The 23,995-nt window shown below is 69.7% G+C and carries 21 protein-coding genes; 16 read left to right on the top strand and 5 right to left on the bottom strand.

Features of this window, described 5'->3' with window-relative positions; genetic code table 11:
* The first annotated feature begins 12 nt into the window (after positions 1-12).
* The 14 genes from ACFU5M_RS23440 to holA all read left to right on the top strand — a co-directional run bounded on the left by ACFU5M_RS23440 (position 13) and on the right by holA (position 17,098).
* Positions 13-891 (top strand): AAA family ATPase, encoded by an 879-nt coding sequence (locus tag ACFU5M_RS23440; protein WP_379052615.1) that lies wholly within the window; start codon positions 13-15, stop codon positions 889-891.
* 3 nt (positions 892-894) lie between these two features.
* Positions 895-2,322 carry a VWA domain-containing protein gene (locus ACFU5M_RS23435; RefSeq protein ID WP_379052614.1) on the top strand — a complete coding sequence of 476 codons (1,428 nt, stop codon included), beginning with the start codon at positions 895-897 and terminating at the stop codon, positions 2,320-2,322.
* A 10-nt stretch (positions 2,323-2,332) separates the two neighbouring features.
* The gene (locus ACFU5M_RS23430; protein WP_379052613.1) at positions 2,333-2,674 is read left to right on the top strand and encodes an MmcQ/YjbR family DNA-binding protein; all 342 of its coding nucleotides are present in this window, start codon (positions 2,333-2,335) and stop codon (positions 2,672-2,674) included.
* Positions 2,675-2,727: 53 nt separating this feature from the next.
* Positions 2,728-4,578 (top strand): HSP90 family protein, encoded by a 1,851-nt coding sequence (locus ACFU5M_RS23425; RefSeq protein WP_379052611.1) that lies wholly within the window; start codon positions 2,728-2,730, stop codon positions 4,576-4,578.
* A gap of 2 nt (positions 4,579-4,580) precedes the next feature.
* Positions 4,581-6,542, top strand: a complete 1,962-nt coding sequence (locus ACFU5M_RS23420; protein ID WP_379052609.1) for a hypothetical protein — start codon at positions 4,581-4,583, stop codon at positions 6,540-6,542.
* Between the two features lie 103 nt (positions 6,543-6,645).
* Complete coding sequence (gene nadD, locus ACFU5M_RS23415) at positions 6,646-7,287, top strand: nicotinate-nucleotide adenylyltransferase (protein ID WP_379052608.1); 642 nt, start codon at positions 6,646-6,648, stop codon at positions 7,285-7,287.
* A gap of 28 nt (positions 7,288-7,315) precedes the next feature.
* Positions 7,316-7,726 carry a ribosome silencing factor gene (gene rsfS, locus ACFU5M_RS23410; RefSeq protein ID WP_357117158.1) on the top strand — a complete coding sequence of 137 codons (411 nt, stop codon included), beginning with the start codon at positions 7,316-7,318 and terminating at the stop codon, positions 7,724-7,726.
* Positions 7,723-8,382, top strand: a complete 660-nt coding sequence (locus ACFU5M_RS23405; RefSeq protein WP_379052606.1) for a histidine phosphatase family protein — start codon at positions 7,723-7,725, stop codon at positions 8,380-8,382. The genes rsfS and ACFU5M_RS23405 overlap by 4 nt, the downstream gene beginning before the upstream one ends.
* A gap of 772 nt (positions 8,383-9,154) precedes the next feature.
* On the top strand, positions 9,155-9,850 hold the full coding sequence (gene octT, locus ACFU5M_RS23400) for a diglucosylglycerate octanoyltransferase (protein ID WP_379052639.1): 696 nt from the start codon (positions 9,155-9,157) through the stop codon (positions 9,848-9,850).
* A 3-nt stretch (positions 9,851-9,853) separates the two neighbouring features.
* Positions 9,854-10,696, top strand: a complete 843-nt coding sequence (locus ACFU5M_RS23395; RefSeq protein ID WP_379052605.1) for a DegV family protein — start codon at positions 9,854-9,856, stop codon at positions 10,694-10,696.
* A 76-nt stretch (positions 10,697-10,772) separates the two neighbouring features.
* Positions 10,773-11,258 (top strand): GNAT family N-acetyltransferase, encoded by a 486-nt coding sequence (locus ACFU5M_RS23390; protein WP_379052604.1) that lies wholly within the window; start codon positions 10,773-10,775, stop codon positions 11,256-11,258.
* Positions 11,259-11,990: 732 nt separating this feature from the next.
* A complete protein-coding gene (locus ACFU5M_RS23385) occupies positions 11,991-12,971 on the top strand; it encodes a ComEA family DNA-binding protein (protein ID WP_379052603.1) in 981 nt (326 codons plus the stop codon).
* 134 nt (positions 12,972-13,105) lie between these two features.
* Positions 13,106-15,733: a ComEC/Rec2 family competence protein gene (locus tag ACFU5M_RS23380; RefSeq protein ID WP_379052602.1), complete on the top strand. Its 2,628-nt coding sequence runs from the start codon at positions 13,106-13,108 to the stop codon at positions 15,731-15,733.
* Between the two features lie 393 nt (positions 15,734-16,126).
* Positions 16,127-17,098: a DNA polymerase III subunit delta gene (gene holA, locus ACFU5M_RS23375; protein WP_379052601.1), complete on the top strand. Its 972-nt coding sequence runs from the start codon at positions 16,127-16,129 to the stop codon at positions 17,096-17,098.
* Between the two features lie 254 nt (positions 17,099-17,352).
* On the opposite strand, the gene ACFU5M_RS23370 is transcribed toward holA, so the two are convergent.
* Together ACFU5M_RS23370 and ACFU5M_RS23365 are read right to left on the bottom strand one after the other, a co-directional pair.
* Positions 17,353-18,018 carry a maleylpyruvate isomerase family mycothiol-dependent enzyme gene (locus ACFU5M_RS23370; RefSeq protein ID WP_379052600.1) on the bottom strand — a complete coding sequence of 222 codons (666 nt, stop codon included), beginning with the start codon at positions 18,016-18,018 and terminating at the stop codon, positions 17,353-17,355.
* A gap of 227 nt (positions 18,019-18,245) precedes the next feature.
* Positions 18,246-19,316: an aldo/keto reductase gene (locus ACFU5M_RS23365; RefSeq protein ID WP_379052598.1), complete on the bottom strand. Its 1,071-nt coding sequence runs from the start codon at positions 19,314-19,316 to the stop codon at positions 18,246-18,248.
* 124 nt (positions 19,317-19,440) lie between these two features.
* Between ACFU5M_RS23365 and ACFU5M_RS23360 the strand changes: the two genes are divergently transcribed.
* Positions 19,441-20,571 (top strand): helix-turn-helix domain-containing protein, encoded by a 1,131-nt coding sequence (locus ACFU5M_RS23360; RefSeq protein WP_379052596.1) that lies wholly within the window; start codon positions 19,441-19,443, stop codon positions 20,569-20,571.
* A gap of 7 nt (positions 20,572-20,578) precedes the next feature.
* Here ACFU5M_RS23360 and ACFU5M_RS23355 read toward each other — a convergent pair whose 3' ends face one another.
* Together ACFU5M_RS23355 and rpsT are read right to left on the bottom strand one after the other, a co-directional pair.
* Positions 20,579-20,824: a hypothetical protein gene (locus tag ACFU5M_RS23355; RefSeq protein ID WP_379052594.1), complete on the bottom strand. Its 246-nt coding sequence runs from the start codon at positions 20,822-20,824 to the stop codon at positions 20,579-20,581.
* Positions 20,825-20,999: 175 nt separating this feature from the next.
* Complete coding sequence (gene rpsT / locus ACFU5M_RS23350) at positions 21,000-21,260, bottom strand: 30S ribosomal protein S20 (RefSeq protein WP_379052592.1); 261 nt, start codon at positions 21,258-21,260, stop codon at positions 21,000-21,002.
* A gap of 613 nt (positions 21,261-21,873) precedes the next feature.
* Here rpsT and ACFU5M_RS23345 point away from each other — a divergent pair.
* Positions 21,874-22,662, top strand: coding sequence for an aquaporin (locus ACFU5M_RS23345; protein WP_379052590.1), 789 nt, complete (start codon positions 21,874-21,876; stop codon positions 22,660-22,662).
* A 145-nt stretch (positions 22,663-22,807) separates the two neighbouring features.
* Here the strand turns inward: ACFU5M_RS23345 and ACFU5M_RS23340 are convergent, their stop codons facing one another.
* The gene (locus tag ACFU5M_RS23340) at positions 22,808-23,359 is read right to left on the bottom strand and encodes a type II toxin-antitoxin system PemK/MazF family toxin (RefSeq protein ID WP_379052588.1); all 552 of its coding nucleotides are present in this window, start codon (positions 23,357-23,359) and stop codon (positions 22,808-22,810) included.
* Between the last annotated feature and the right edge of the window lie 636 nt (positions 23,360-23,995).

The raw sequence follows: 23,995 nt of genomic DNA, 5'->3' as shown, positions 1-23,995 counted from the left end.
AGGTGCCGGGTGGTGTCGGAGAGCGCAATACAGGAACCGGTCTTCTCGTCGGTGGACGACGTGATCGATCGGCTGGCGAGCACGGGCTACCTCGCGGACAAGGCCACCGCCACCTCGGTGTTCCTCGCCGATCGCCTGGGCAAGCCGTTGTTGATCGAGGGACCCGCGGGCGTGGGCAAGACCGAGTTGGCGCGCGCGGTCGCGCAGACCTCCGGCGCGGAGCTGGTGCGGTTGCAGTGCTACGAGGGCGTCGACGAGGCCCGCGCGCTGTACGAGTGGAATCACGCCAAGCAGATCCTGCGCATCCAGGCGTCCAGTGAGAACGACTGGCAGGAGACGAAGGCCGACGTCTTCACCGAGGAGTTCCTGCTGTCGCGCCCGCTGCTGACCGCGATCCGGCGCACCGATCCCACAGTGCTGCTGATCGACGAGACCGACAAGGCCGATGTCGAGATCGAGGGCCTGCTGCTCGAGGTGCTCAGCGATTTCGCGGTGACGGTGCCGGAGCTGGGCACGATCACCGCCAGCCGCAAGCCGTTCGTGGTACTCACCTCGAACGCCACCCGGGAGCTGTCCGAGGCGCTCAAGCGCCGTTGCCTGTATCTGCATCTGGACTTTCCGGACGAGGAGCTGGAGCGGCGCATTCTGGCCAGCCGGGTGCCGGAGCTGTCGGCCGCGGTGGCCGCGCAGCTGGTGCGGATCGTGCATGTGCTGCGCGGCATGCAATTGAAGAAGCTGCCCTCGGTCGCGGAATCGATCGACTGGGGCCGCACGCTGCTGGCGCTGGGCCTGCGGGATCTGGACGACACGACCGTCCGCGCCACGCTCGGTGTGGTCCTCAAACATCAGACCGACCACCAGCGCGCGCTGGCCGAACTGAAGCTGGCCTGAGCTGTGGCGGCCGGGTCGGTCCCCGCCGAGGTGGCGACGCTGAGCGCGCCGCACGGTATCCCGGGGCATCTGGTCGGCTTCGTGGAGGCGCTGCGGGCGCGCGGCATACCGGTCGGCCCCTCGGAGACGGTCGACGCGGGCCGTGTGGTGACCGTCCTGGACCTGATGGACCGCGAGGTGCTGCGCGAAGGACTGGCCTGCTCGTTGCTGCGGCGCACCACCCACCGCGCGACCTTCGACGGGCTGTTCGACCTGTGGTTCCCGGTCGCCGTCGGGGAACGCGCCGCCGCCCCGGACGAACTCGAGATCCCGCACACGCGCTCGGGCGACGTGGACATCCCTGCGCTGCGCGAATTGCTCGCGCAGCTGCTGGCGCAGGAATCCGCGACCCCGCAACTGGAGGCTCTGGCCGCGCAGTTGGTCGAGCAGCTCGGCCAGTACCAATCCGCCCGCGGTCCGTCTTTCTCGTCGTATCAGGCGCTGAAAGAGGTGCAGCCGCAGACGTTGCTGGCGAGGATCCTCGCCGGCATGGCCCTCGGACCGGACGCGAGCGAGTTCGACGCCGAGATCGCCCGCCGCGCCGCCCGGCAGCGCATCGCCGGTTTCCGCGCCACCGTCGAGGCCGAGACCAGGCGGCGGGTCGCCGAGCGGATCGGCCGCGAACGCGTGGCCGGTTACGGCGTCGCCCGCCAGGCCGAGGAAGTCGACTTCCTGCGCGCGTCCGAAGCCGAACTCTCCGAACTGAAACGCAGCACCCAGCGGTTGGCGCGCATCTTGGCCGCGCGCTTGGCCGCACGCCGCAGGCACGCTCGTCGCGGCGCCATCGACCTGCGCCGCACCCTGCGCGCATCCATGTCCACCGGCGGAGTGCCCATCGATCTGGTGCACCGCAAGCCACGGCCGGGGCGTCCCGAACTGGTGCTGCTGTGCGACGTCTCCGGTTCGGTGGCCGGCTTCAGCAACTTCACGCTGCTGCTGGTGAGTGCGCTACGCGAGCAGTTCTCCCGGGTACGCATCTTCGCGTTCGTCGACCAGATCGACGAGGTGACCCGATTCTTCGATCCGCATACCCAGCTGGATCGGTCGATGGCCCGGATCTTCGGCGAGGCGAGCGTCGTCGGCTCGGACGGGCACTCCGACTACGGCAACGCGCTGGCCGGGTTCGCCCGGGATTATCCGGATGCCGTCACCAGCCGCAGCTCGCTGCTGATCCTCGGCGACGCCCGTACGAACTACCGTGACCCCGAGCTGGATACGCTGCGGTCGCTGGTCGAGGTAGCCAAACACGCGCACTGGCTCAATCCGGAACCGCGCAGCCAATGGGGTTCGGGCGATTCCGCCGCCGAGAAATACCGCGACGTGATCGAGATGCACGAATGCCGCTCGGCCAAACAGCTGACCGCGGTTGTCTCGCGGCTGCTGCCGGTGTAGAAGATCCAGCATGGACGATGCCGCGCTGCTGAGCTACTGCCTGGCCAAGCCGGGCGCCTGGCAGGACGAGCCGTGGGAAGGCGACGTGGTCGCGAAGGTCGGCGACAAGATCTTCGCCTTCCTCGGCGCGACGTCGGTCGGCCTGAAATGCGGACTGACTCGCGAGGAGGCCGACGAACTGGTCCGGGTGTACCCGGACGACGTGGCGGCCTCCGCCTACATCGGGCGATACGGCTGGAACGTCATCCAGCTCGCCGGCGCCGTTCCGGATAACGAGTTGTACGAACTGGTCGATCTCTCCTACGAGGCCGTCGTGCGCAAGCTGCCGAAGAGCAAACGCCCGACCGTCTGATCGAAAGCGTTCGTTAAGCGAACCTTTGGCGTGCGCCGACAAGATCGGCGGCCATGGTGAACAGAACGCCGCACGATCCGGCGGCGGTGCACAACAACTATTCGTTCCAGGTCGATCTGCGCGGGATAGTCGATCTGCTCTCGCATCACCTCTACTCCAGCCCGCGGGTCTATCTCCGCGAACTGTTGCAGAACGCTGTCGACGCGGTAACCGCTCGCACCCGGCTGGATCCCGGCGCCCCCACCGCGATTCGGATCACCGTGGACGACTCCGGCTTGCGGATCAGCGATCCCGGCATCGGCTTGACCGAGACCGACGTCCACCGGTTCCTCGCCACCATCGGCCGCTCGTCCAAGCGGGACGACATCGAAGGCGCTCGACGGGAATTCCTCGGGCAGTTCGGCATCGGCCTGCTGGCCTGCTTCACCGTCGCCGAGACCATCCGCGTGGTCACCCGATCGGCCACCGACCCGGCGGCGCCGCCCGTCGAGTGGTCGGCGTCCGCCGACGGCATGTACTCGGTGCGTGCGCTCGACCCGGTCGGGCACGCCGAGCCGGGGACCACCGTATGGCTCACTGCGCGTGGGGGGGCGCAGGCGTGGTTCCAGCCGCGACGGGTGACCGATCTGGCGCGTGAGTTCGGGTCGCTGCTGCCCTACGAGGTGACGGTGGAGTCGGACGGAGTCGTGACGACGGTCACCGAAGGCGTTCCGGTCTGGCGGCGCACGTTCGCGTCGGGGGACCAGCGCAGGGCCGCCCTGCTCGCATACGGCCGACGGACGCTCGGCTTTCCCCCGCTCGACGTCATCGAGCTCGAGGCCGGTGCGGCCGGGGTCAGCGGTGTGGCCTATGTGCTGCCCGAACCGGGGAACCCGTCCGACAGCAGTCCGCATCGGGTGTACCTGAAGGGGATGCTCCTGGGTGACACGGTGCGCGGCGTACTGCCGGACTGGGCGTTCTTCGTGCGCGGGGTGATCGACACCGACACACTGCGGCCCACCGCGTCGCGGGAGGGACTCTACGAGGACGAGCGGCTCGCCGTCGTGCGTGAGGTGCTCGGGGATCGGATCCGGGACTGGCTCACCGAGATCGCCGCCGAACAGCCGCAGCGGCTGGCCGCGTTCCTGTCCGTGCACGCGCTCGGGGTGAAGGCGATGGCCAGGCATTCGGCCGACCTGCTGCGGATCATGCTGCCGCATCTGCATTTCGAGACCACCGACGGGCGCGTGCCGCTCACCGAGTTCGCCCGTAACCACCGCACCGTGCGGGTGACCGCGACCGTCGAGGAGTTCCGTCAGGTGGCGGCCACCGCCGCCGCGCAGGGGATCGGCGTGGTCAACGGTGGCTACGCCTACGACCGTGAGCTGGTGGCGCAGCTGCCGCGGCTGCTGCCGGGCGTGGAGGTGGTGGACCTGGACGCCGTCGCGATCACCGCGGCGCTCGACCCGGTCGACCCCGGCGAGGAATTGGCGCTGGCCCCGGTGCTCGCGCTGGCGCGAACCGTGCTCGACCCGCTCGCGTGCGATGTGATCGTGCGCGCCTTCCACCCGGTCACGATGCCCGCGCTCTACCTCGACGGCCGCGCCGCCCGCAACGAACGCGCCAGGACGCAGACCGCCGAGGACGCCGACGAATTGTGGACCGAGATCCTCGGCGCCTTGGCGGTCGCGACGCCGCGTGCTCAGCTCGTGCTCAATCACCACAGCCCGATCGTGCGCAGATTGTCCCGCATCGGCGACCCGGCCTTCCTGAAGACGGCGGTCGAATCGCTCTACGGCCAAGCACTGCTGATGACCCACCGTCCGCTGAGCGCGGCCGACACGGCGTTGCTCAACCGCGCCTTCGGCGAATTCCTCGGCTGGGCCACCCTACGTGCCGCCGACCGCGGCGAAGAGACGGAGTGAGCATGGACGCCGCCGAGATCAACGCGGCACTGGGGCAGGTCTACACGCTGCCGCACGGCCGGACACGGACCGAGCGACTGGAGACCCTCGCCGCGGCCGCGAAGGCAGGATCGGACCGCGCGCTCGAGGGCAGGGTGCTGCTGGAGCTGGCGCAGTCCTACACCTACGCGGGCGAACGCGACCTTGTGCCCGTCGCCTACGGCAGGTTGCTGCACATCTACGACGATCACCCGGCCGAACTGGGTTCGATGACCCACTCGGTGCACTGGTACCTCAAATGGATGACCTGGGGCATGGTCGACAACCCGTCGATACCGCTGTCCACGATCGATCGCTGGTTCCACGAACTGGACAACCGCTACCGGCAGCGCGGCTACAGTCTTCGCCCGGTGCTGGCGCTGCGCTCCGAACTCGCTCGCGAGACCGGTGACACCGCGGCCGCCGCCGCGTGGCTGGAGGAGGCCAGGGCCGCTGCGCGCGACAGCATGTCCGATTGCGACGCCTGTGAGCGCAGCGAATGGGGTGTGACGAGCGTGTACCTCGGCGACGACGAGGCCGGGCTGGCGCACTGGAAACCCGTACTCGACGGCGACCGAGCCTGCGCCGAGGAACCGCACCGCGTGCTGGCCGAGGCGTTGCTCCCGATGGTGCGCACCGGGCGCGTCGCGGCCGCGCGCGGCGCGCACCTGACCGGGTACCCGCTGGTCCGGCACACCGAGGACCTTCGTCCGTCGGTGGCGCTGCACGTGGAATTCTGTGCGCTGACCGGCAACGAGGCGCGCGGGCTGGAAATTCTCGCCGAACACGCGAGCTGGCTGGTCGATGCCGGCGCCGACGCCGGTGCGCGGCTCGCGTTCGCGACCGGCGTGTGCGTGCTGCTGCGCAGGCTGGTGGCGCTGCGGCTGGGCGATCTTCCGCTGGCGGACGAGACGGTGGAATCCGTGCGGGCGAAGCTGGAGGTGGAGATCGGCGCGCTGTGCGCCCGCTACGACGCCCGCAACGGCAACAGCGCGGTCAGCCTGCGCACGGCCGCCCGGCTCGCCGCCCAGCCGCTGCTCGATCGGCTGCCGCTCGGTGTGCGCAGCACGCTGCCCCGTACCGCGAACGTGCCGGACGAGGTTGCGGTGGCCGACGACTTCTCCGGCGATCGAGCCGGGGAGGTGCGCAGGCTCGCCGAGCTCGGCGCCGCCCGGCTCGCCGATACGCCGGAGCAGGCCGAAGCGCATCTGCGGGAAGCGCTGGCACTGGGGACGCCGGTGCTGACCGGAGAGGAGGCCGCCCGGCTCGCCGCGCAGCTGGTCATCGCCATAGCGAGCCAGCCGGACCGCGAGCTCGATCTGGCCGACGCCGCGGTGCGCGCCGCCGCGCGTTGGGAGGGATTGTCCGAACCGGATGTGCTGCACCACACCGTGGTCGCCGCGCGTGCGTTCCACCGCGCCGGGCGCCACGGCGAGGCGGTCGCCCTGTTCGAACAGGCCCTGGTCGGCGGAGCCGTACCGTATCCGGCCGGTGAACTGGCGGTGGTGCGCGCGCAGTTCGGCCGGTCCTTGAACGCACTCGACCGCCACCGCGAGGCCGCGCGGCAGTTCCTCGAAGGCGCGCGTCTGGTCGAGCGCTCTCCGGAGCGGACGAAGCTGCACGCCGAACTGGCGTGGTCGGCCGCCACCGCGCTCGAGTACTGCGGACAGCACGACCAGGCGGTGGCGGCCTACCACCGTGCCGCCGAGTTGTGGGCCCGGCTGGGCGCGGTGGCGGCGCGGGCGGGCTGCCTGCGATCGGCGGCTTGGCTCCAGGTGTCCCCCGGAGCCGATCCCGAACCCTGGCTCGCGCCCATGCGGACGCTCACCGCCGAGCTGACCGAGCTGGCCGGCGAGTCGACCGAGGCGGCGGAGGAACTCGCGCACACCCGCGAGCAACTGGCTCGAATGCTGCGAATCGGCGGCATCCCGGAAACCAGCGCCTGAGGCTCGCGGCCGACCGGAGTGCGGGCGGGTGTCCCCAGTCCGGGTGCCCGCCCGCGCTGACCGGCCCGTGCGGGCCGCAAGCGACCCGTTAAGCTCGGCAGTCATGCACGAGAGAGGTCGGCGCGGCCGCAAGCTCGGGGTGATGGGCGGCACGTTCGACCCCATCCACCACGGGCATCTGGTCGCCGCCAGCGAGGTCGCGCACCGGTTCGACCTGGACGAAGTGATCTTCGTCCCGACCGGGCAACCGTGGCAGAAATCGCACAAGCAGGTCAGCCCCGCCGAGGACCGGTACCTGATGACCGTCATCGCGACCGCGTCCAACCCGCGGTTCTCGGTGAGCCGCGCGGACATCGACCGCGGCAAGATGACCTACACCGTCGACACCCTGCGGGAGATGCAGTCGGCGCATCCCGGCGCCGAGCTGTACTTCATCACCGGTGCGGACGCGCTGGCCAGCATCCTGACATGGCAGGATTGGGCGGAACTGTTCGAACTGGCGAAGTTCGTCGGGGTGAGCCGTCCGGGGTACGAGCTGAACATCGATCACCTCCAAGAGCATCTGCGCGATCTTCCGGCGGATGCGGTGACCATGATCGAGGTCCCCGCGCTGGCGATCTCGTCGAGCGAATGCCGTCGCCGCGCCGCCGAGAACCGGCCGGTGTGGTACCTCGTCCCAGACGGCGTGGTGCAGTACATATCGAAGCGGCACCTGTATGTGCCCGGAGCAGCGGAAGGTAGCTGAGCGTGAGCGAGCGCAGCGAGGTGCAGGCATGACGGCGTCGACCGAGTCGGTGGAGATCGCGCAGGTCGCCGCGCTGGCCGCGGACGAGAAGCTGGCGTCCGACGTGGTGGTGCTCGACGTATCCGAGCAACTGGTGATCACCGACTGCTTCGTGATCGCGTCGGCGCCCAATGAACGTCAGGTCAACGCCATCGTCGACAATGTGGAGGAGAAACTCCGCGCGGCCGGGCACAAGCCGGTCCGGCGTGAGGGCACCCGCGAGGGCCGCTGGGCGCTGCTGGACTACGTCGACGTCGTCGTGCACATCCAGCACAACGACGAGCGCAATTTCTATGCGCTGGAACGTTTGTGGAAGGACTGCCCCGTCGTGCCGGTCGCCGGCCTCACCGGGCCGCCGGAGACGCGCTCGGCCGCGACGGAGGACGAGGCGCGATCGTGAGCAGACATGCCGGCGTGCGCACCTTGATCCTGTTGCGCCACGGGCAAACCGAATGGAACGCCACCGACCGGATGCAGGGCCAGATCGACACCGATCTCACCGAACTCGGTCGAAGACAGGCCAAAGAGGCGGCGCGCGAACTGGTTTCACGTAACGCCATCGCAATCCACTCCTCCGACCTGCGCCGGGCCTTCGATACCGCGACGGCCCTGGCCGAGCACACCGGGCTCACCGTCGTGCCCGACACCAGGTTGCGGGAGACCAATCTCGGCGACTGGGAGGGACTGACCCACCTGGAAGTCGACGCCGACTATCCGGGCGCGCGCATGACGTGGCGGCTGAACGCGGACTACACCCCGCCCAACGGCGAGAGCAAACTCGAGGTCGGGGCGCGGTCGCTGCCGGTGGTGCAGGAGTTGCTGGTCGAGCGGCAGGACTGGCCGGGCCGGACTATCATCCTGGTGGCGCACGGCGGGCTGATCGCCGCCCTCACGGCCGCGCTGCTCGACCTGCCGCCGCAGAACTGGCCGATCCTAGGAGGATTGGCCAACACCAGCTGGGTGCAGCTCAGCAGTCACGGCCCGAGCATCGAACAGCCCGGCTGGCGTCTGGATGTGTGGAACGCAGCGGCGAAGGTAGCACCGGATGTCCTCTGAAGAGCCGATCAGATCGGTCCCCGACGAACTGTTCCGTAAGGTGTCGGCGAAGGCCGAACGACAGTTGCCGGACGCGTTGTTCGGCGGCCCGACACCGGCTCCCCGCGACCCCGAGGCAACGTCCGAGGGATCCAAGGGCGCGGCCCTGGAGAACGGCGGCGGATCCGAGCCGGCCGAGGAATCCGACGCGGAGGACGATGGATCCGGTGACTTCGTCTCCGGAGCGAGGCCGCAGGTGCACGCCGACGAAATCTCGCTCGTCGGCACCACGAACAACGCCTCGGAACCGGTCGCCGGGTCGGCGGAAGCGCTCGGCGAATCGAATGCCTCAGCCGCGGACGGGGCCGGAGCGGCGCTCTCTGAACCGGTTGCTGTTGTAGTGGTGGCAGCGTCCGGCGAATCGGTGGCTGCGGCGGACGAGATCGGGGCCGACGCGTTCGCCGAACCGGTTGCTGGAGTACTGGATGGGTCCGTGGCAGCCTCCGGCGAATCGGTGGCTGCGGCGGACGAGATCGCGCCCGACGCGCTCGCCGAATCGGTTGCCGTAGCGACGGATGGGTTCGCAGCAGTGCTCGGCGACTCGGTGGCGGACGGGTCCGCGCCCGACGCGATCTCCGCATCGCCCACGCCGACCGATGCCGTGATCGAGCCCGCCACAGCGGGGCCCGCCGTGTCCGGGGAAGCCGAACTCGCTTCGGCCGAGTTGGCCACTGCGGCTTCGCAATCCGCTGCCGCCGACGAGTCGACCGAAACGCGCGAAGCCGCGCGTCCGGTGCTGCTGGTGATCGCCGACTCACTCTCCTACTTCGGGCCCAAAGGCGGACTGCCCGCCGACCATCCGCGCATCTGGCCGAACCTGGTTGCCGCCGAGCTGGATTGGGACGTGGAATTGGTCGCGCGGATCGGCTGGACCTGCCGCGACGCCTACTGGGCGCTGATCGGTGATCCCCGGGTGTGGGCCGCTGTGCCGCGTGCGGGCGCGGTGGTGTTCGCCGTCGGCGGCATGGACACGCTGCCCTCACCGCTGCCCACCGCCCTGCGCGAGCTGATTCGCTATGTACGCCCGCCGGCTCTGCGCCGCGTCGTGCGCGCCACCTACAACTGGCTGCAACCCAAACTGTCGAAACTCGGCAGGCCCGTGGCGCTTCCGCCGAAGGTGAGCATCGACTATCTGGAACAGTCCCGCACGGCGCTGGCGCAGTTGCGCCCCGGGCTGCCCGTCGTCGCGGTACTGCCGTCGGTGCACGACTGCGCGGCCTACGGTCGCGTGCACTCCGGCAGACCACGTGCCGTCGAGGCACTGCGCGCCTGGTCCGGCCGGACTTCGGTGCCGCTGGTCGACTTGGGTGAGGCGGTGCGCGACAACATCTACTCCGGCGCGGCGAACCCGGACGGCATCCACTGGGGCTGGGATGGGCACACGGCGGTGGCCAACGCGATGGTGAAGACCCTGCAGGAGGTTCGGTAGTCCGTGGCAGTCGTGGTCGTCACCGATTCCTCCGCCGGCCTCCCTGCCGAACACCTCGACGAACTGGATATCGCCGTCGTCCCGCTGCACGTCCTGGTCGGTGACCGGGCCATGCGGGAGGGCGTGGATCCCGTCGACATCGACTACGCCTCCGACACCGTGACCACCTCGGCCCCCTCACCGGGTGAGCTGCGCGAGGTCTACGAGCGGGCGTGGGAACGCAGCGGCGGCGACGGCGTTGTCGCGGTACACCTTTCCCGTCGGCTGTCCGGGACGTGGGAGGCCGGGCGGCAGGCCGTGCGCGACATGGACGCCGCCGACCGCGTCCGCCTGGTCGACTCGCTGGGGGCGGGGCTGGCCACCGGGCTGCCCGCGCTGGCCGCGGCGCGGCGAGCAGCGGCCGGGGCTTCGCTGGACGTGGTCTATGACGCGGCGGTCGCCGCCGCGGCGCGTGCTCGCACGTTCATCCTGGTCAATCGCACCGAGCAGTTGCGCCGCGGCGGCAGGCTGTCCGCGGCGGCGACGTTCTTCGGCAGCGAGCTGGTCACCAAGCCGTTGCTGCACATCGTCGAAGGGCGGCTGGAACTGCGCGAGAAGGTTCGGACGCGCTCGAAGGCGTACGCGAAACTCGTCGCCGCGGCCGTCGACGCGGCCGGCGAGGACGGCGCCGCGGTGGCCGTGCAACACCTCGGCGCCGAGGACGCCGCGCAGACCGTCGCGGGCCAGTTGCGCGAACTCGTTCCCGGCATCGAAGAACTCATCGTCGCCGAATTCGGGCCCGCACTGGCGGTGCACCTCGGATTGGGGGCGCTCGGCGTGCTGGTCGTGCCGGGCGGGTGTCACTGATCGTCGCCGAGCGCGGACAACAATCTCGGTGATCCGAATGTGGGCGGGCCGTCCGGCCTGCGGCTAGCGTCGGGGCATGAGTTTGTCGAGGCCGCCGGTCCGCCCGCCGCTCACCGTGGCCTTGGTGGATTGGGAGCATCCGGACGCGGTGACGTTGCGCGCGGAGATGGCCGCCGAGGTCGGGCCGCGCTACGCGCACCTGGCCGGGCAGCTGTCCACGAATCCGAATGCCGTCAACCCGGCCACCGTGCACAGCACTTTCGTGGCGTACTCCGACACTCCGGTCGGCCATGCCGCCCTGCGGTGGAACGCGGAGGAACTCGAGGTCAAGCGGATGTTCGTCCGCCCACCGCACCGCGGCTCGGGCGCCGCGGCCTTGCTGCTGGCCGCCGCCGAAGATGCCGCCCGCGCGGCCGGTCGGCCCCGCCTGATTCTGCAAACCGGTCACCTGCAACCCGAGGCCGTTCGCTTCTACGAGCGCAGCGGCTATCACCGTATCCCGATCTTCTCGCCGTACGAGGTGCTGCCCTTGTCGAACTGCTTCGCCAAACATCTGGTCTGAGGCGGGATTCTCTTCGATGGTCTGCTGACCGAGTCGGCAGCGGCGATCGGTCACCCCTCGCCGAGTGCGGCTTGGTTGCGCGTCGACGGATTCGCTGGCGAAGGTCAAGTCGGTCTGCCCGGCGCGTCGGTCCGGATCGCGGCGGGACCGGCACGCTCCGGCGGAACTCGCCGGCCGTGTCCGGAGAAGTTCGTACGCGAACTACACGGCGTGTTCGGAGGAAGGTGCCGACCGGCCGAGGGGGAGTTGTGCACAGCGTCGCGGCTATCAACAGGTTCATCGAATCCGCTGGTCGCACCGATTCTCCCGCGGTGTGGCGGCACTACCGTCGCCGCCATGTCACGACAGGACGAACGTGAGCGGGTACGACGGCGATTGGGTGAGCTGACCGCCCGGGTCGGCGCGAGCAGAACGGCCGGTGTGGGCACCGCGACAGCCGAGCCGGCGGCCGAGCGGGGACCGTCCGGCGGGGTGACGGCGCGATCCCACAGCGGTGAACCCGCGCGAAGGACCGGGCAGCCGGCCCGTGCGGGCCTCTGGAGAACCACCCGGGCAGCGGCCGTCACTCGACGCGAGAGGCGGTCGGACTCGGTGGAACTTCGGCCGCGCAGTGACGAAAAGTCATCGTCTGCGCCGTATTTCGGATCGACCGCAAGCCGCGCGTCGCGTGTCGGCCGCACCGAGTCAGTGGATGGGGGAGCGTTGTCCACAGCTCGGTCCGGCGGAACTGCGGTGGATAACCGGGCGACCGGACCGGAGGAGGACGAAGACGGGCGCGGATCCGCATACGAAAGGGGCATCGCCGATGGTGTTGCGCAACAGAGTGAACAACGGCCGGACGACAGTTCCGGCGCGGCGGGGAAATGGGATCTGCTGCGGTTGCCGGGCGATCCCGCGCCCGACCGGGAGTCCGAAGACGATGTCGGTCGCGTTCGGTCCCCCGGCTGGCTGGAGGGACCGGTGACCGGACCGAACTGGCGGCACCGCCTCGTGCCCGAGCGATTGCGGGGCATCCGCCTGGATCCGGGTCGTCGCGGGGTGCGCGCGCTCGCGCTCGTGGGGCTCGCCGCGATGATCGTCGCCGGCGTGATCGTGTTCCGCGAGCGCCCGATCGCCCAGCCGGTGCCACCGTTGGCGCTCGGGCAGACCGTCGCCTTGGCGCCGCCCGGTACCGCCGCCTCGGCGAGCACCGAGGTGGCGCGACCCTTGCGCGTCGACTCCGGTCCACCGATGGCCGAATTGGTCGTCAGTGTGGTCGGTATGGTCCAGCGCACCGGTTTGGTTCGCCTCCCCGAAGGTTCGCGCGTCGCCGATGCGCTCGCCGCGGCGGGCGGCCCGAGCGCAGGCGCGGACACCACCGGCCTGAATCTGGCGCAGCGGTTGTCGGATGGCGATCAGGTGCTGGTCGGACCGGTCGCGCCGAGTTCGGGCACACCGCAGCAGGGCAGCAGCACGATCGGTGCGGGCGGGCGTCCTGCCTCCGGTTCCGCCGCCACGCCCAGCCGTCCGTCCGGCCAGGCGGGCCGGATCGACCTGAATACGGCCTCCGAGTCCGACCTCGATGCTCTTCCCGGCGTAGGGCCGGTCACCGCTCGCGCCATCGTCAGCTGGCGTACTACCAACGGCCGCTTCACCTCCGTCGAACAGCTCGGTGAGGTCGACGGCATCGGCCCGGCCCGGCTGGCCCGGCTGCGTGATCTGGTGCGGGTATGACTGCCGGCCGCTTGCTCGAGCTGGTTCGCCGGAATCGGGGACCTCGTGCGGATTCGTCGGGGGCGGGCAGGAGTGCCGAAGCCGTACGAAGTTCGGAGCAGGGCGCCGCGGCGGAGGAACCCGGTACTGTCCAGGTGCTGGACGGTCGCCTGCTCCCCGCCGCGCTGTGCTGCTGGGGCGCAACGATTGTGGCGGTGTCGGCGGGGTGGCGGGCCGGGGTGGTACTGGCGGCCGCGTTGACTGTGTCGGCCATCGGGTTGTGGATCCTGCTGCTGTGGGCGATCGCGCACCGCGGCGAACGCCGGCGAGCAGTAGCGGTGGTGGCGCTCGCGGCGGTGGTACTCGGTGCGGGGTTCGCGGCCGCCGCGGCATGGCGGGAACATCGGGTGGCGACGCACCCGCTGCGAGCCGCGGCAGGGCAGTCACTACGGGTGGTGGTCACCCCGAAGGACGACCCGAAACCATTGCGCGCCGGAATTTCCGGCGCGGATCGGCGGTGGGTGGTCCGGGCGGAGCTGCGCGAGTACCGGCGCGGGGGTGTGACGGTGCGCGCACGCGGCGCGGTGGTCGTCCTGGCTTCCGGGCCGGAGTGGACCGACTTGTCGCCGGGCGGCCCGGTCGAGTTCCGGGCGCGGGTGGAATATCCGCGCCGGCCCGACCTCACCGTCGCGACGCTGCACGCGCAGGGCGCACCCGTCGCCGCCGGGGCGCTGCCCTGGTGGCAGCGCATCGCCGGGTCGGTGCGGGCCGATTTCGCGGCATCGGCCACGCGGGCACTACCGCCGGACGCCGCGGGGTTGTTGCCCGCGCTCGTCGTCGGTGACACCTCGGCGCTGTCCGGACAGGTGCGCGACGACTTCGAGATAGCCGGCCTGCAGCACCTGACCGTGGTCAGCGGCGCCAATTTCACGATCCTGCTGTCCGTCGTGTTGTTCGTCGTGCGCCTGCTCACCCTCGGTCCGCGCGCCGCGGTGGCAGTCGCGGCTGCGGCATTGCTCATGTTCGTCGTCCTCGCGCGGCCGGACCCGAGCGTGCTGCGCGCCGGTGCCATGGGTGCGATCACTTTGCTGGCCCTGCTCACCGGTCGTCGTAAGCAGGCGCTGCCCGCGCTGTGCGCCGCGATCATCGTGCTGCTCGCGCTGTGGCCGGGACTCGCCGTCAACGCCGGGTTCGCGCTGTCGGTGACCGCGACGGGTGGCTTGATCCTGCTGGCGCCGAGCTGGGGCGACTGGTTACGCGCCAGGGGATGGTGGCGGGCGCCCGCCGAGATAGTCGCCGTGTCCGCCGGGGCGTTCGTGGTCACGACGCCGATCGTGATCGCGCTCACCGGACGGCTCAGCCTGGTCGCGGTGCTCGCGAATGTCCTGGTCGCGCCGGTTGTCGCGGCGATCACCGTCATAGGGGCGGGTGGTGCGGTGCTGTCGAGCCTGTGGTCGCCTCTCGCCGACCTGGTCTTGCGCTGCGCCACCCCGCCGCTGTGGTGGTTGCTGTGGGTGGCCCGCCACTCGGCCGCGCTACCCGGCGCAACCGTCGCGGTGCCGGGTGGTGCGGCGGCCGGGCTGATCGCGAGCGCCGTCGTGGCGGGCGCGATCGTGGCCTTGCGTGCCCGAGCCGTGCGGCGGATCGCCGCCGCGGTGGTGCTCGGCGTCGCGATGGTGCTGGTCCCGGTGCGGCTCTGGCACCCGGGCTGGCCGCCGAGCGGCTGGGTTCTCGCGGCGTGCGACGTCGGCCAAGGCGACGGCCTCGCCCTGTCGGTCGGTCCCGGCGCCGCCATCGTCATCGATGTCGGACCGGACCCGCGTCCGATCCGCACCTGCCTGGACCGGTTGGGCATCTCGCGCATCCCGCTGCTGATCCTCACCCATCCGCACGCGGACCACATCGACGGGCTCAGCGGCGCACTGCATGATCGCGCGGTCGACGCCATCGCCGTCGGAATCCACGAACTCGCCGGGCTCGCTCTACCTCCACCACCCGGACACGGTCGGTCGACTTCCGAAGTCGAACTCGGTTGTGGCTCCGTGCCCACCGCGACACCGGCCGCGAAGGCGCAGGAGCTTGTCGGCGCCCGCAGGCGTCATACGGGGAATGACCGCATTCCGGTGGTCGGGCGGAGAGACGCGCAGCTGCCGGGCAGCCATGAACACGCTTCCCATGAGCGCAGGGATACGCAAAAGGCTTGTGGTCCGGACGATTTCGAGAGCAAGAGGTCGGTGCGGCCATGGCGTGACGCGCGTGCCCCTGTCTCGGGGCTCGCGCAGGTCGCGGCTCTCGCCAGGAGCGCGGGAGTGCCGCTACTGGAATTATCGGCCGGACACCTCCTGAGTGTCGGGCCGGTCGAACTCGAGGTGCTCGCGCCGCCCAGAAATGGTCCGCGTCCGGCCCGGGGCGCCGAAACCGAGGACGCCAACGACCGTTCGGTGGTCGTCACCGCCCGCACGCCCGCAGGCCGAATCCTGCTCACCGGGGACATCGAGGCGTCCGCGCAGCGTGCTCTGATGCATGCCGGGATTCCCATCCAGGCGGACATCCTCAAACTTCCACATCACGGATCACGCACCACCACAAAAGAATTCCTGGACGCGGTACGTCCCCGCCTGGTACTGGTCAGCGTCGGAGCAGGCAACACCTTCGGCCATCCCCACCCCACCGTCCTCGCGGATCTGTCCGCCCTCGGCGCTACGGTGTCCCGAACGGATCGAAAAGGCGACATCGTGGTCTCCGGCAGCAGCGGAAACCTACGCGTGTCGAGTTCACGATGATGCGGCAAACGTCGGGATCGCGGACTTCACCTGGTGTCGCGTCGGGCGGTGCACCGCTGTCGGCCGAGCGATCGACCGGACGGACGCGGCATCATTCCTCGGGCCTTCCGGTCGGTCAGCGTGAAATGTGCGCACTCGGCGTGTGCTCGGAAGTAACGTTCGGCCAGAAGCCAGATGGCCGTCCAAGACCTGGGCGAACAGAGCTGTGCGGGAACCGGCCGTCGGGCCTCGGGCCCGCGCGACCCAGGCGCTGGGCAGCAGGCCGTCAGCGCTGTTCCCGGAGTGAGGTGTCGGTCGGGGACCGTAGGATCGGGCTGTGGACGAGCGCGGCGGATGGAGCAATGCGGCAGTTCCCTCGGGCACGGCGCCCTCCGGCGGCGAGGAGGAGCTGTCGTGAGCGAGCGGCCCGCGTCGGTGCACCTGGTGCTGGGGGAAGAGGAACTGCTGATCGAGCGGGCGCTGGGCGCGCTGACCGCGCAGGTACGGGCGTTGGCCCCGGATCCGGACGCGGTGCCGGTCGATCGCTTGCGCGCGGGGGACGCGAGCACCGCGGAGCTGGCGGAACTGCTGAGCCCATCGCTGTTCGCCGAAGACCGGGTGATCATCCTCGAGGCTGCGGCCGAAGCGGGTAAAGACGCGGTCGCGGTTATCACCGAGGCGGTCCAGAGCCCGCCCGAGGGCGTCGTGCTCGTCGTGGTGCACTCCGGTGGCGGACGAGCCAAGGCACTAGCGCCCGCTTTGCAGAAAGCCGGGGCGGTCACGCACGAATGCGCCAAGCTGACCAAGGCCGCCGAGCGCGTCGAGTTCGTCCGCGGTGAGTTCCGCAACGCCGGCGTGCGGGTGTCCGGTGAGGTCGTCCAAGTGATGCTGGAGGCGGTGGGTTCGGACCTGCGTGAGCTGGCGGCGGCGTGCGGGCAGCTGGCCTCGGACACCGGCGGGAAGATTGATGTGGCGGCCGTGCGCCGCTACTACTCGGGCAAGGCCGAGGTCTCCGGCTTCGACGTGGCCGAACTCGCGGTGGTGGGGGATCGCCCCGGTGCGATGGAGGCGCTGCGCTGGGCGAACGATCGCGGCGTGCCGCACGTCCTGCTCGCCGACGCGCTCGCCGACTCGGTGCACACCATCGCGCGCGTCGGCTCGGCCGGGCGCGGTGACCCGTTCAAACTGGCCCAGCAGCTCGGCATGCCGCCGTGGAAGGTGAAAAAGGCGCAGGCTCAGGCCCGCAACTGGACTCCCGCGACCATCGGCTCCGCCCTCCAGGTGGTCGCGACCCTCAACGCCGATGTGAAGGGCGGCGCCGCCGACGCGGGCTACGCGCTGGAACACGCCCTCACACAAATCCTCGACCTGCACGGCGCGGGCTGATCGGAGGCCGATTCGATCAACTCGCCGACGTCGCAGGTGTCGAGTGATCGGTGTGGTCTGTGGGGCGGGGGTTGTGGGTGCGATACGTGCCCAGCTGGGGCGGATGGGGCTACGCGCTGCTGTAGCAGCGCCATCACGTAGACCCGCGACATCCACCGTGCGGGCTGCTCAGGGCCGGTTGCGATCAGCCCGCTGACATCGCACGCGGCGCACCGACTCGCGGCCCTGTTCTGCGCACTTGACCGGCGCGACCTCTAGAAGGCGCTGGCAAGGCGTTGCACGCCCGTGCCCGTCAACCCGGCGAGCCCGGCCGCGCGACCGGTCGCCACGAGCAACAGGTCGCTCAGCGGTCCTTCGATCTCCGCCGTCCCGGCTCCGGAGGACCATTCCGCGTCGGTGGCCAGCAGGCGCACTCCGTGCAGACGCTTCTTGCTGCCGTAGAACGGGCTGCGCAGTACGTGTTCCAGCGCGACGACCGTCTGTTCGAGGGGCATGACATGGTGCCTGCCGAGCGGGCGGGCGATGTCCTGCCCGTGGATCATGGTGTCCACCAAGGGATCCAGTGGTCCGGCTCCCGGGGCCCGCCGAGTCCATGCGGCGCCTTCACGCAGTTGGGCGATCAGCTCGGCGGGTGAATAGCGGCCCGCGCGGTCGCGTGCCATGCGCTCCGTCATCCGATCCCAGTTGCCTCGCGCCCGGAGAATTCCGGCGATGGTCGCACCGAGGGTGACCCGATTGGACAGGGTCAGGTGGGCCGCGACGTCGTGCACGGTCCAGCCGCGGCACAGCGAGTCGGCGGTCCATTCGTGGTCGTCGAGGTCGTCGAGGAAGTCGGCGATAGCGAGACGTTCGGTGCGCGTCCACATCGTGATCTTGTCCAGGTCCATCGTCACCCCTGCGTGGTCGGTGCTGTCACTCATGCGGACGGTGCGGCGAGCCCGAACTGATCGGACTGTGGGCCTCGTCACACACCCGGACATCACACGCCGCTTCACCGGCTGGTCGACGCAGGTCAGGGGGACAGTGGTTCGGCATGAGCACCGATGTGACGTGAGCGGGCGCGTGCCCGAGACGAACCACCACGCCGACGCCGCACCCGGTGCGGCGGTGCGGATCCTGTTCCGCACCGCCGCGCGTGCGTCGATGATCAGGCGCGCCCTTCGATCTTCAGGTCACCGAAGGTGACGCTCCGAGTCATCGCGCGGTTCAGGAACTCGTGCGGGAAGCCGAGATCCACGGCGCTGGCCTGTTCGAGCCGAGCCAGCTGGGCGGCGTCGAACTCCACGTCGAGCGCGCCGAGGTTGTCCTCCAGTTGCGCCGCGGTGCGGGCGCCGATGATCGGCGAGGTGACCGCGGAGTCGCGCAGCGTCCAGGCCAGCGCGACTTGCGAAGGAGTTCTGCCGTTTTCGTTCGCGACCTGCTTGACGACGTCGGCGATGGCGAGACCGCGTTCGGTGAGCGAGCCGTTGGCGGCGGCCACGTTCTTGCGGCTGCCCTCGGGTGAGCCGTCCGCCTCGTGGTCGAGATCGGCGTGGCTGTACTTGCCGGTGAGCACACCGCTGGCCAGCGGCGACCACGGGACCACGCCGAGGCCCAGTTCGCGCGCCATCGGGATGAGGTCACGCTCGACGGTCCGTTCGATCAGGCTGTACTCGATCTGCAGCGCGATCAACGGTGACCAGCCGCGCAGGTCCGCGATGGTCTGCATCCGCGCGATCTGCCAGGCCGGCGCGTCGGAGATGCCGACGTAGAGCACTTTGCCCGAGCGCACCAGATCGTCCATGCCGCGCAGGATCTCCTCGACGGGGGTCAAGAAGTCCCAGGCGTGCAGGTAGAGCAGGTCGATGTAGTCGGTGTTCAGCCTGCGCAAGCTGGCCTCGACCGAGCCGATCATGCTCTTGCGATGGTTGCCACCGGAATTCGGGTCGCCCGGGCGGCGCAGCATGGTGTATTTGGTGGCGAGCACCAGGCTTTCGCGGTTGTCCGCGGTGAATTCGCCGAGCAATTGCTCGGAGGTGCCATTGGTGTACTGGCTGGCCGTGTCGATGAAGTTGCCACCGCGCTCGACGTAGGTGTCGAAGATCTTGCGGGCCTCGTCCCGGTCCGCGCCCCAGCCCCAATCGGCGCCGAAGGTCATGGTTCCCAAAGACAGCGGAGAAACTCGAAGTCCCGAGCGGCCGAGCAGCCGGTAGGTGTCGAGGGTGCGGGCTCCGGACATGTCCAGCTCCTTGTGTTTCGCGATGCCGTGTTGTCGATAGCCAGTGTTCAACGGCGTGCGAGGCCCAGTAAGGGAAGCTTCATCCTGGGAAGGCCGATCCCAGGCAGCCGTAGGATCGACGGTGATGACTGGCACGGTGAACCCCACCCAGCGCCGCGAGCTCAGGCCCGCAGGCAGCTCGCGTGACCAAGGCGGGCCCGGGAACGGCATGGATTCGACCGCGCGCCGCGATGCCGGGCCCGGCGACGGCGCACGTAGTCCCGGCGGGCCCGGCAATGGCGCGGATTCGACCGCGCGCAGCGATATCGGGCCCGAGGGTGGCCGCCCGCGTAGTCCCGGAGAGCCCCGGAGCGGCGCGACTCCGCGGCGCGATGCCGGGCCGGGCGGTGGCACCCCCCGTGATCGCGCAGGTCGCGGGAGCGGCGCGGATCGAGTGCAGGAGATGGGCGTCTTCCTGCGTGCTCGCCGGGAGCGGTTGACGCCGGACGATCTCGGTTTGCCGCAGCGCAGGCAGGCGCGCCGGACACCGGGGCTGCGGCGGGAGGAGGTCGCCGAACTCGCGGGCGTGAGCACCGACTACATCGTGCGGCTGGAGCAAGGACGTGGCCTGCGGCCGTCGGTGGAGGTGCTCAACGCGCTGGCTCGGGCACTGTGCCTGAACGACGACGAGCGCGCCTACCTGTTCGATCTGGCGCTGCAGCGGCAGCCGGATCACGGTAAGCCGAGCACCGCGCCCGCGCCCGCACTGGCCATGTTGGTGCGCGATCTGTCACCACTGCCCGCGATGCTGGTCAACCACCGCTACGACATCCTGGCCTGGAATCGGGAGATGGCGGCGCTGATCACCGATTTCGGTGCGCTACCGGAGCGGCAGCGAAACTCCATGTGGCTGTGCCTGCTCGACCCGAGCATGCGAGATTTCTATGTCGAGCGGGAACGCATCATTCGTGAGGGCATCGCGGATCTGCGCGCGGCGTGGGCCGCGCACCCGGACGACCGGGCACTGGCCGACCTGATCGCCGAGTTCGCCGCGCACAGCGCAGAGTTCGAGCAGGCGTGGGCGCGCCACGACGTGCGGGTGCAGGGACGTGGGAACAAGCCGTTGCGGCATCCGCTGGTGGGTCCGCTCGTCGTCAGCTACGAGGTGCTGATGCCCGTGCAGGATCCCGACCAGCGGATCATCATCTACCGCGCCGCGGACGCGGATTCCCAGACGGCGCTGGACCGGCTCGCCGCCACCCTGGATGTGCCGTGACCAGGGACTATTCCGCGGAGCTCAGCACCAGCTCACCGTCGTCGTCCGCGTCCTCGTAGCGGCCGTCCCACTCCTCGTAGGCGGGCACGTCCTCGTCGCGCGTGACGATCCACTCCAACGAGTAACCGCCGTCCTCGTCGGGAACCAGCACATTCTCGATCTTCAGTCCGAATCCGAGCACCTCGGCCGCGCGGATCACATCCGGCAGATCCTCGGCGCGAACGACCGTCTGATTGGCATACACGGTTACCATGCGCGGAATGGTAGCTGGAACCTCTGACACGGCGCGGCCCGAATCCCGAAACCCCAGGTAGAGCGGCACTGGAGACCAAGTTGCCAACCGGGCACGACAAAAGCCGCCGTGGTCGTCGAGGCCACGGCGGCTGCGTCACAGCACAAATGCGGTACCGGCGTGCGGTACCGGTGGATCAGAGCTTGTTGAAGGCCAGCGCCAGGGCCGACTTCTTGTTGGCGGCCTGGTTGGCGTGGATGACACCCTTCGCGGCGGCCTTGTCCAGCTTCTGGCTGGCGAACTGCAGCCGCGCGGCGGCGGCATCCTTGTCGCCGGTGGCCGCGGCCTCGCGGAAGCTGCGGATGGCGGTGCGCAACGCGGACTTGACCGACTGGTTGCGCTTGCGCGCCGCCTCGTTGGTGCGAATCCGCTTCAGCTGGGACTTGATGTTGGCCACGCCGGTTCCTCGTGTTCCTGTCTGGTTGGTCTGTCCTGGGAAAGTTCGCCGAGCGCGCGACATACCCGAGGTGGACGGGTAACGCAGCGCCGAAGGTCGAGGTTACCAGTCGCCGTCCGGCGCGCGAAATCGACACCCGGCCGTTCGCGTCGCCGCCGTCGGCCTCTCACCCGTCAGGCAATCAGAGTTCCGTCCGAAGCAAGCCCACTGATATCGGAGTTCACTGCACTCCACAGGCCGCGCCAGGTGTGTGAACGCTTGGCAGCCGCGCAGCTGACGTCCCGAGGGTGTGCATCCTTGGCTAACTACGGGCACCGGAGAATCGCACAACGCTGTCGAGGCGGAATCGGCGCATGCTGGGGAGTCACTGGGTGAGCCGGAAACACCCCTTTCGAACAGTGCGTTTCCCCCTGCGAGGGCGATGATCCACGCGTGGCGCGCGACCCTTGACCGGCCCTTCTCCGGAGGCTTCCCGACCGACCTCGAAGTCGTTGTAGAGATCACTCGACTCGCGTAGCGTCCTCAGAGCAACCGTTGATCTTCGAGCGGCTCTGTTGTCGAAGCGGTACCACGACCAGTCCGAGCGCATGTCCGGCACGCGGAAGGTGGACAGATGTCTCCAACGGCCCAGGAAGTAGTCGAAGAGGCTGTCGAGAACAAACCGATCCCAGAGAGCAAGAAATGGGCCGCCGAGGCGCTCGGTACCTTCGTCCTGGTGATCGGTGGTGTCGGCACCGCGGTGCTGGCGGGGGAGAAGGTCGGTCCGCTGGGCGTCGCGCTCGGTTTCGGCCTCTCGCTGATGTTCCTGGTCTACTCGATCGGGCCGATCTCGGGCTGCCACGTCAACCCGGCGGTGACCGTGGGGCATCTGCTGCTCGGCCGGCTCAGCGGCGTGTCCGCGGCGGGATATGTGATCTCGCAACTGATCGGCGGACTTCTCGCCGGTCTCGTGTTGTTCGCGTTGGCCAAGAACCTGCCGTCCTACGACCGGCCGGTCGACGGGCTCGGCGCGAACGGCTGGGGCAAGCACAGCCCGTCGGCGATCCGGGGACCGCTCGGGGAGGTAGTGGTGCAGAACGGGTACGGGGTGGCCGCCATGATCATCGTCGAGGTGATGCTGACGGCGCTGCTGGTCTTCGTGGTGCTGTCGTCCACCGACCAGATCTCCGACGTGCCGCTGGCCGGGCTGTCCATCGGCGTCACGCTGGCGGTGATCCACCTGGTGTCGATCCCGGTGGACAACACCTCGGTCAACCCCGCCCGCAGTCTGGCCGTGGCGCCCTACCAGGACGGTGCGATGGGGCAGGTCTGGGCGTTCATCGTGTTCCCGCTGATCGGAGGCGCTCTCGGTGCACTGCTGTACGGCCTGCTGTTCGGCCGTTCCCGCGAGATGATCTCCTGACGGCCTGGGGGCGAGGTCGGGCGGTCAGCTCGCCGTACGCTCCTGCGGCCCGTCGCATACCGAGGTGACCGAGGCCGAGAGCAGGAAACCGACGTCGGTGAGCAGCGTGGCGATCCTGGTCGGCCCGAGCGCGAGAGATCGTCGCTCAGTGCCAGGCGTATTCGGCGCAGAGCCGGTGGGCCACCAGATCGAAGGTCTTGCGCGGCAGGATCGCGCCCTCCCGGCGGATGCCCGCCTCCGGCACGTCGAGCACCCGATCCAGCCGCACCCAACTGGGGCGGCCGTCGTGGTCCCACGCTCCGCTACCGATGCCGATCCAGTTGTGGTCGTAGGCGCGTTCCGGATTCGACGACAACATCAGGCCCAGCAGCGTGCGACGGTCGCGGCCGACCACCAGCACGGGCCGGTCCTTGCCGTTGCCCGGATCTTCTTCGAACGGCACCCAGGTCCAGACAATCTCCCCGGGATCGGCACGGCCGTCCAGTTGCGGCGAGTAGACGATCTGCCGGGCCCGCTCGGCGGTCGGAACCGGCCTGGACGCGGCTGGCCGCACCGTGACACCGGTCGCGCGCCGCTGGGCCAGCGATCCCACCAGCCGGTCGACCAGCCCGGGACCCTGTTGCTTGACGATCTTGGGACCCTGTTGTTTCGCGATCAGACCGATCTGCTTGCCGAGGGTGTTCCAACTTCGGGCCATCTCTGGAGAATAACGGCGCACCCGCCGCTTCTCACCCGCGTGGGATCCGTTGTGTCGCCGGGACCATTCGTCTCCGCACACGCGCGGAGTCCGGCACCGCCGATCCGGGACCGAGCGGACAATTCACGGCCTGCTGCCGCCCGGCGGGAAAGATGAACGGCCTGCTGTCCGTCCGGGGAAGATGAGCAGTGCGCCGAGGCCGAGGGCATGATCGCCGCCGAGAACAGCACGGGAGCGCCCGGCCGGTAGCGGGGGCGCCGGCGGTGGCCTCTTCGGCGATGTGCCTGTGGCGAGTTCCTCCGCGCGAGGGTGTCGAGCCGTCAGCGCCCGGTCTTCTCTCCGCATCGGCAATGTACACGCGAACGGAAATCGCCGACCGTGAGTGCGCAGGCGCAGCGTAGCCACAATCGCGGCCCACCTCATGCTCGACCGGCCCGAGCGTGGGCGATATCCGCCGGTCTTACCCGGTGCTGGTCGTCCGGCGCAGCCCCGGCCGGTGCATTGTGGGCCGCGACGGAGAGCCTCCCCTTCGATCACACTCCCAGCCCCCTCGAGTGCGAGTCTTACGAGCACCGTTCGCGGCCCGTCTCGGGTTCGAGTGACCGAAGCGCATGCGACGCAGTCGCGAGTCTCGGT

The organism is Nocardia sp. NPDC057455 (assembly GCF_042802775.1).
Lineage (GTDB): Bacteria > Actinomycetota > Actinomycetes > Mycobacteriales > Mycobacteriaceae > Nocardia.
Note: the sequence above shows the minus strand (reverse complement) of the source record. Positions and strands in the feature narration are given on the sequence as shown.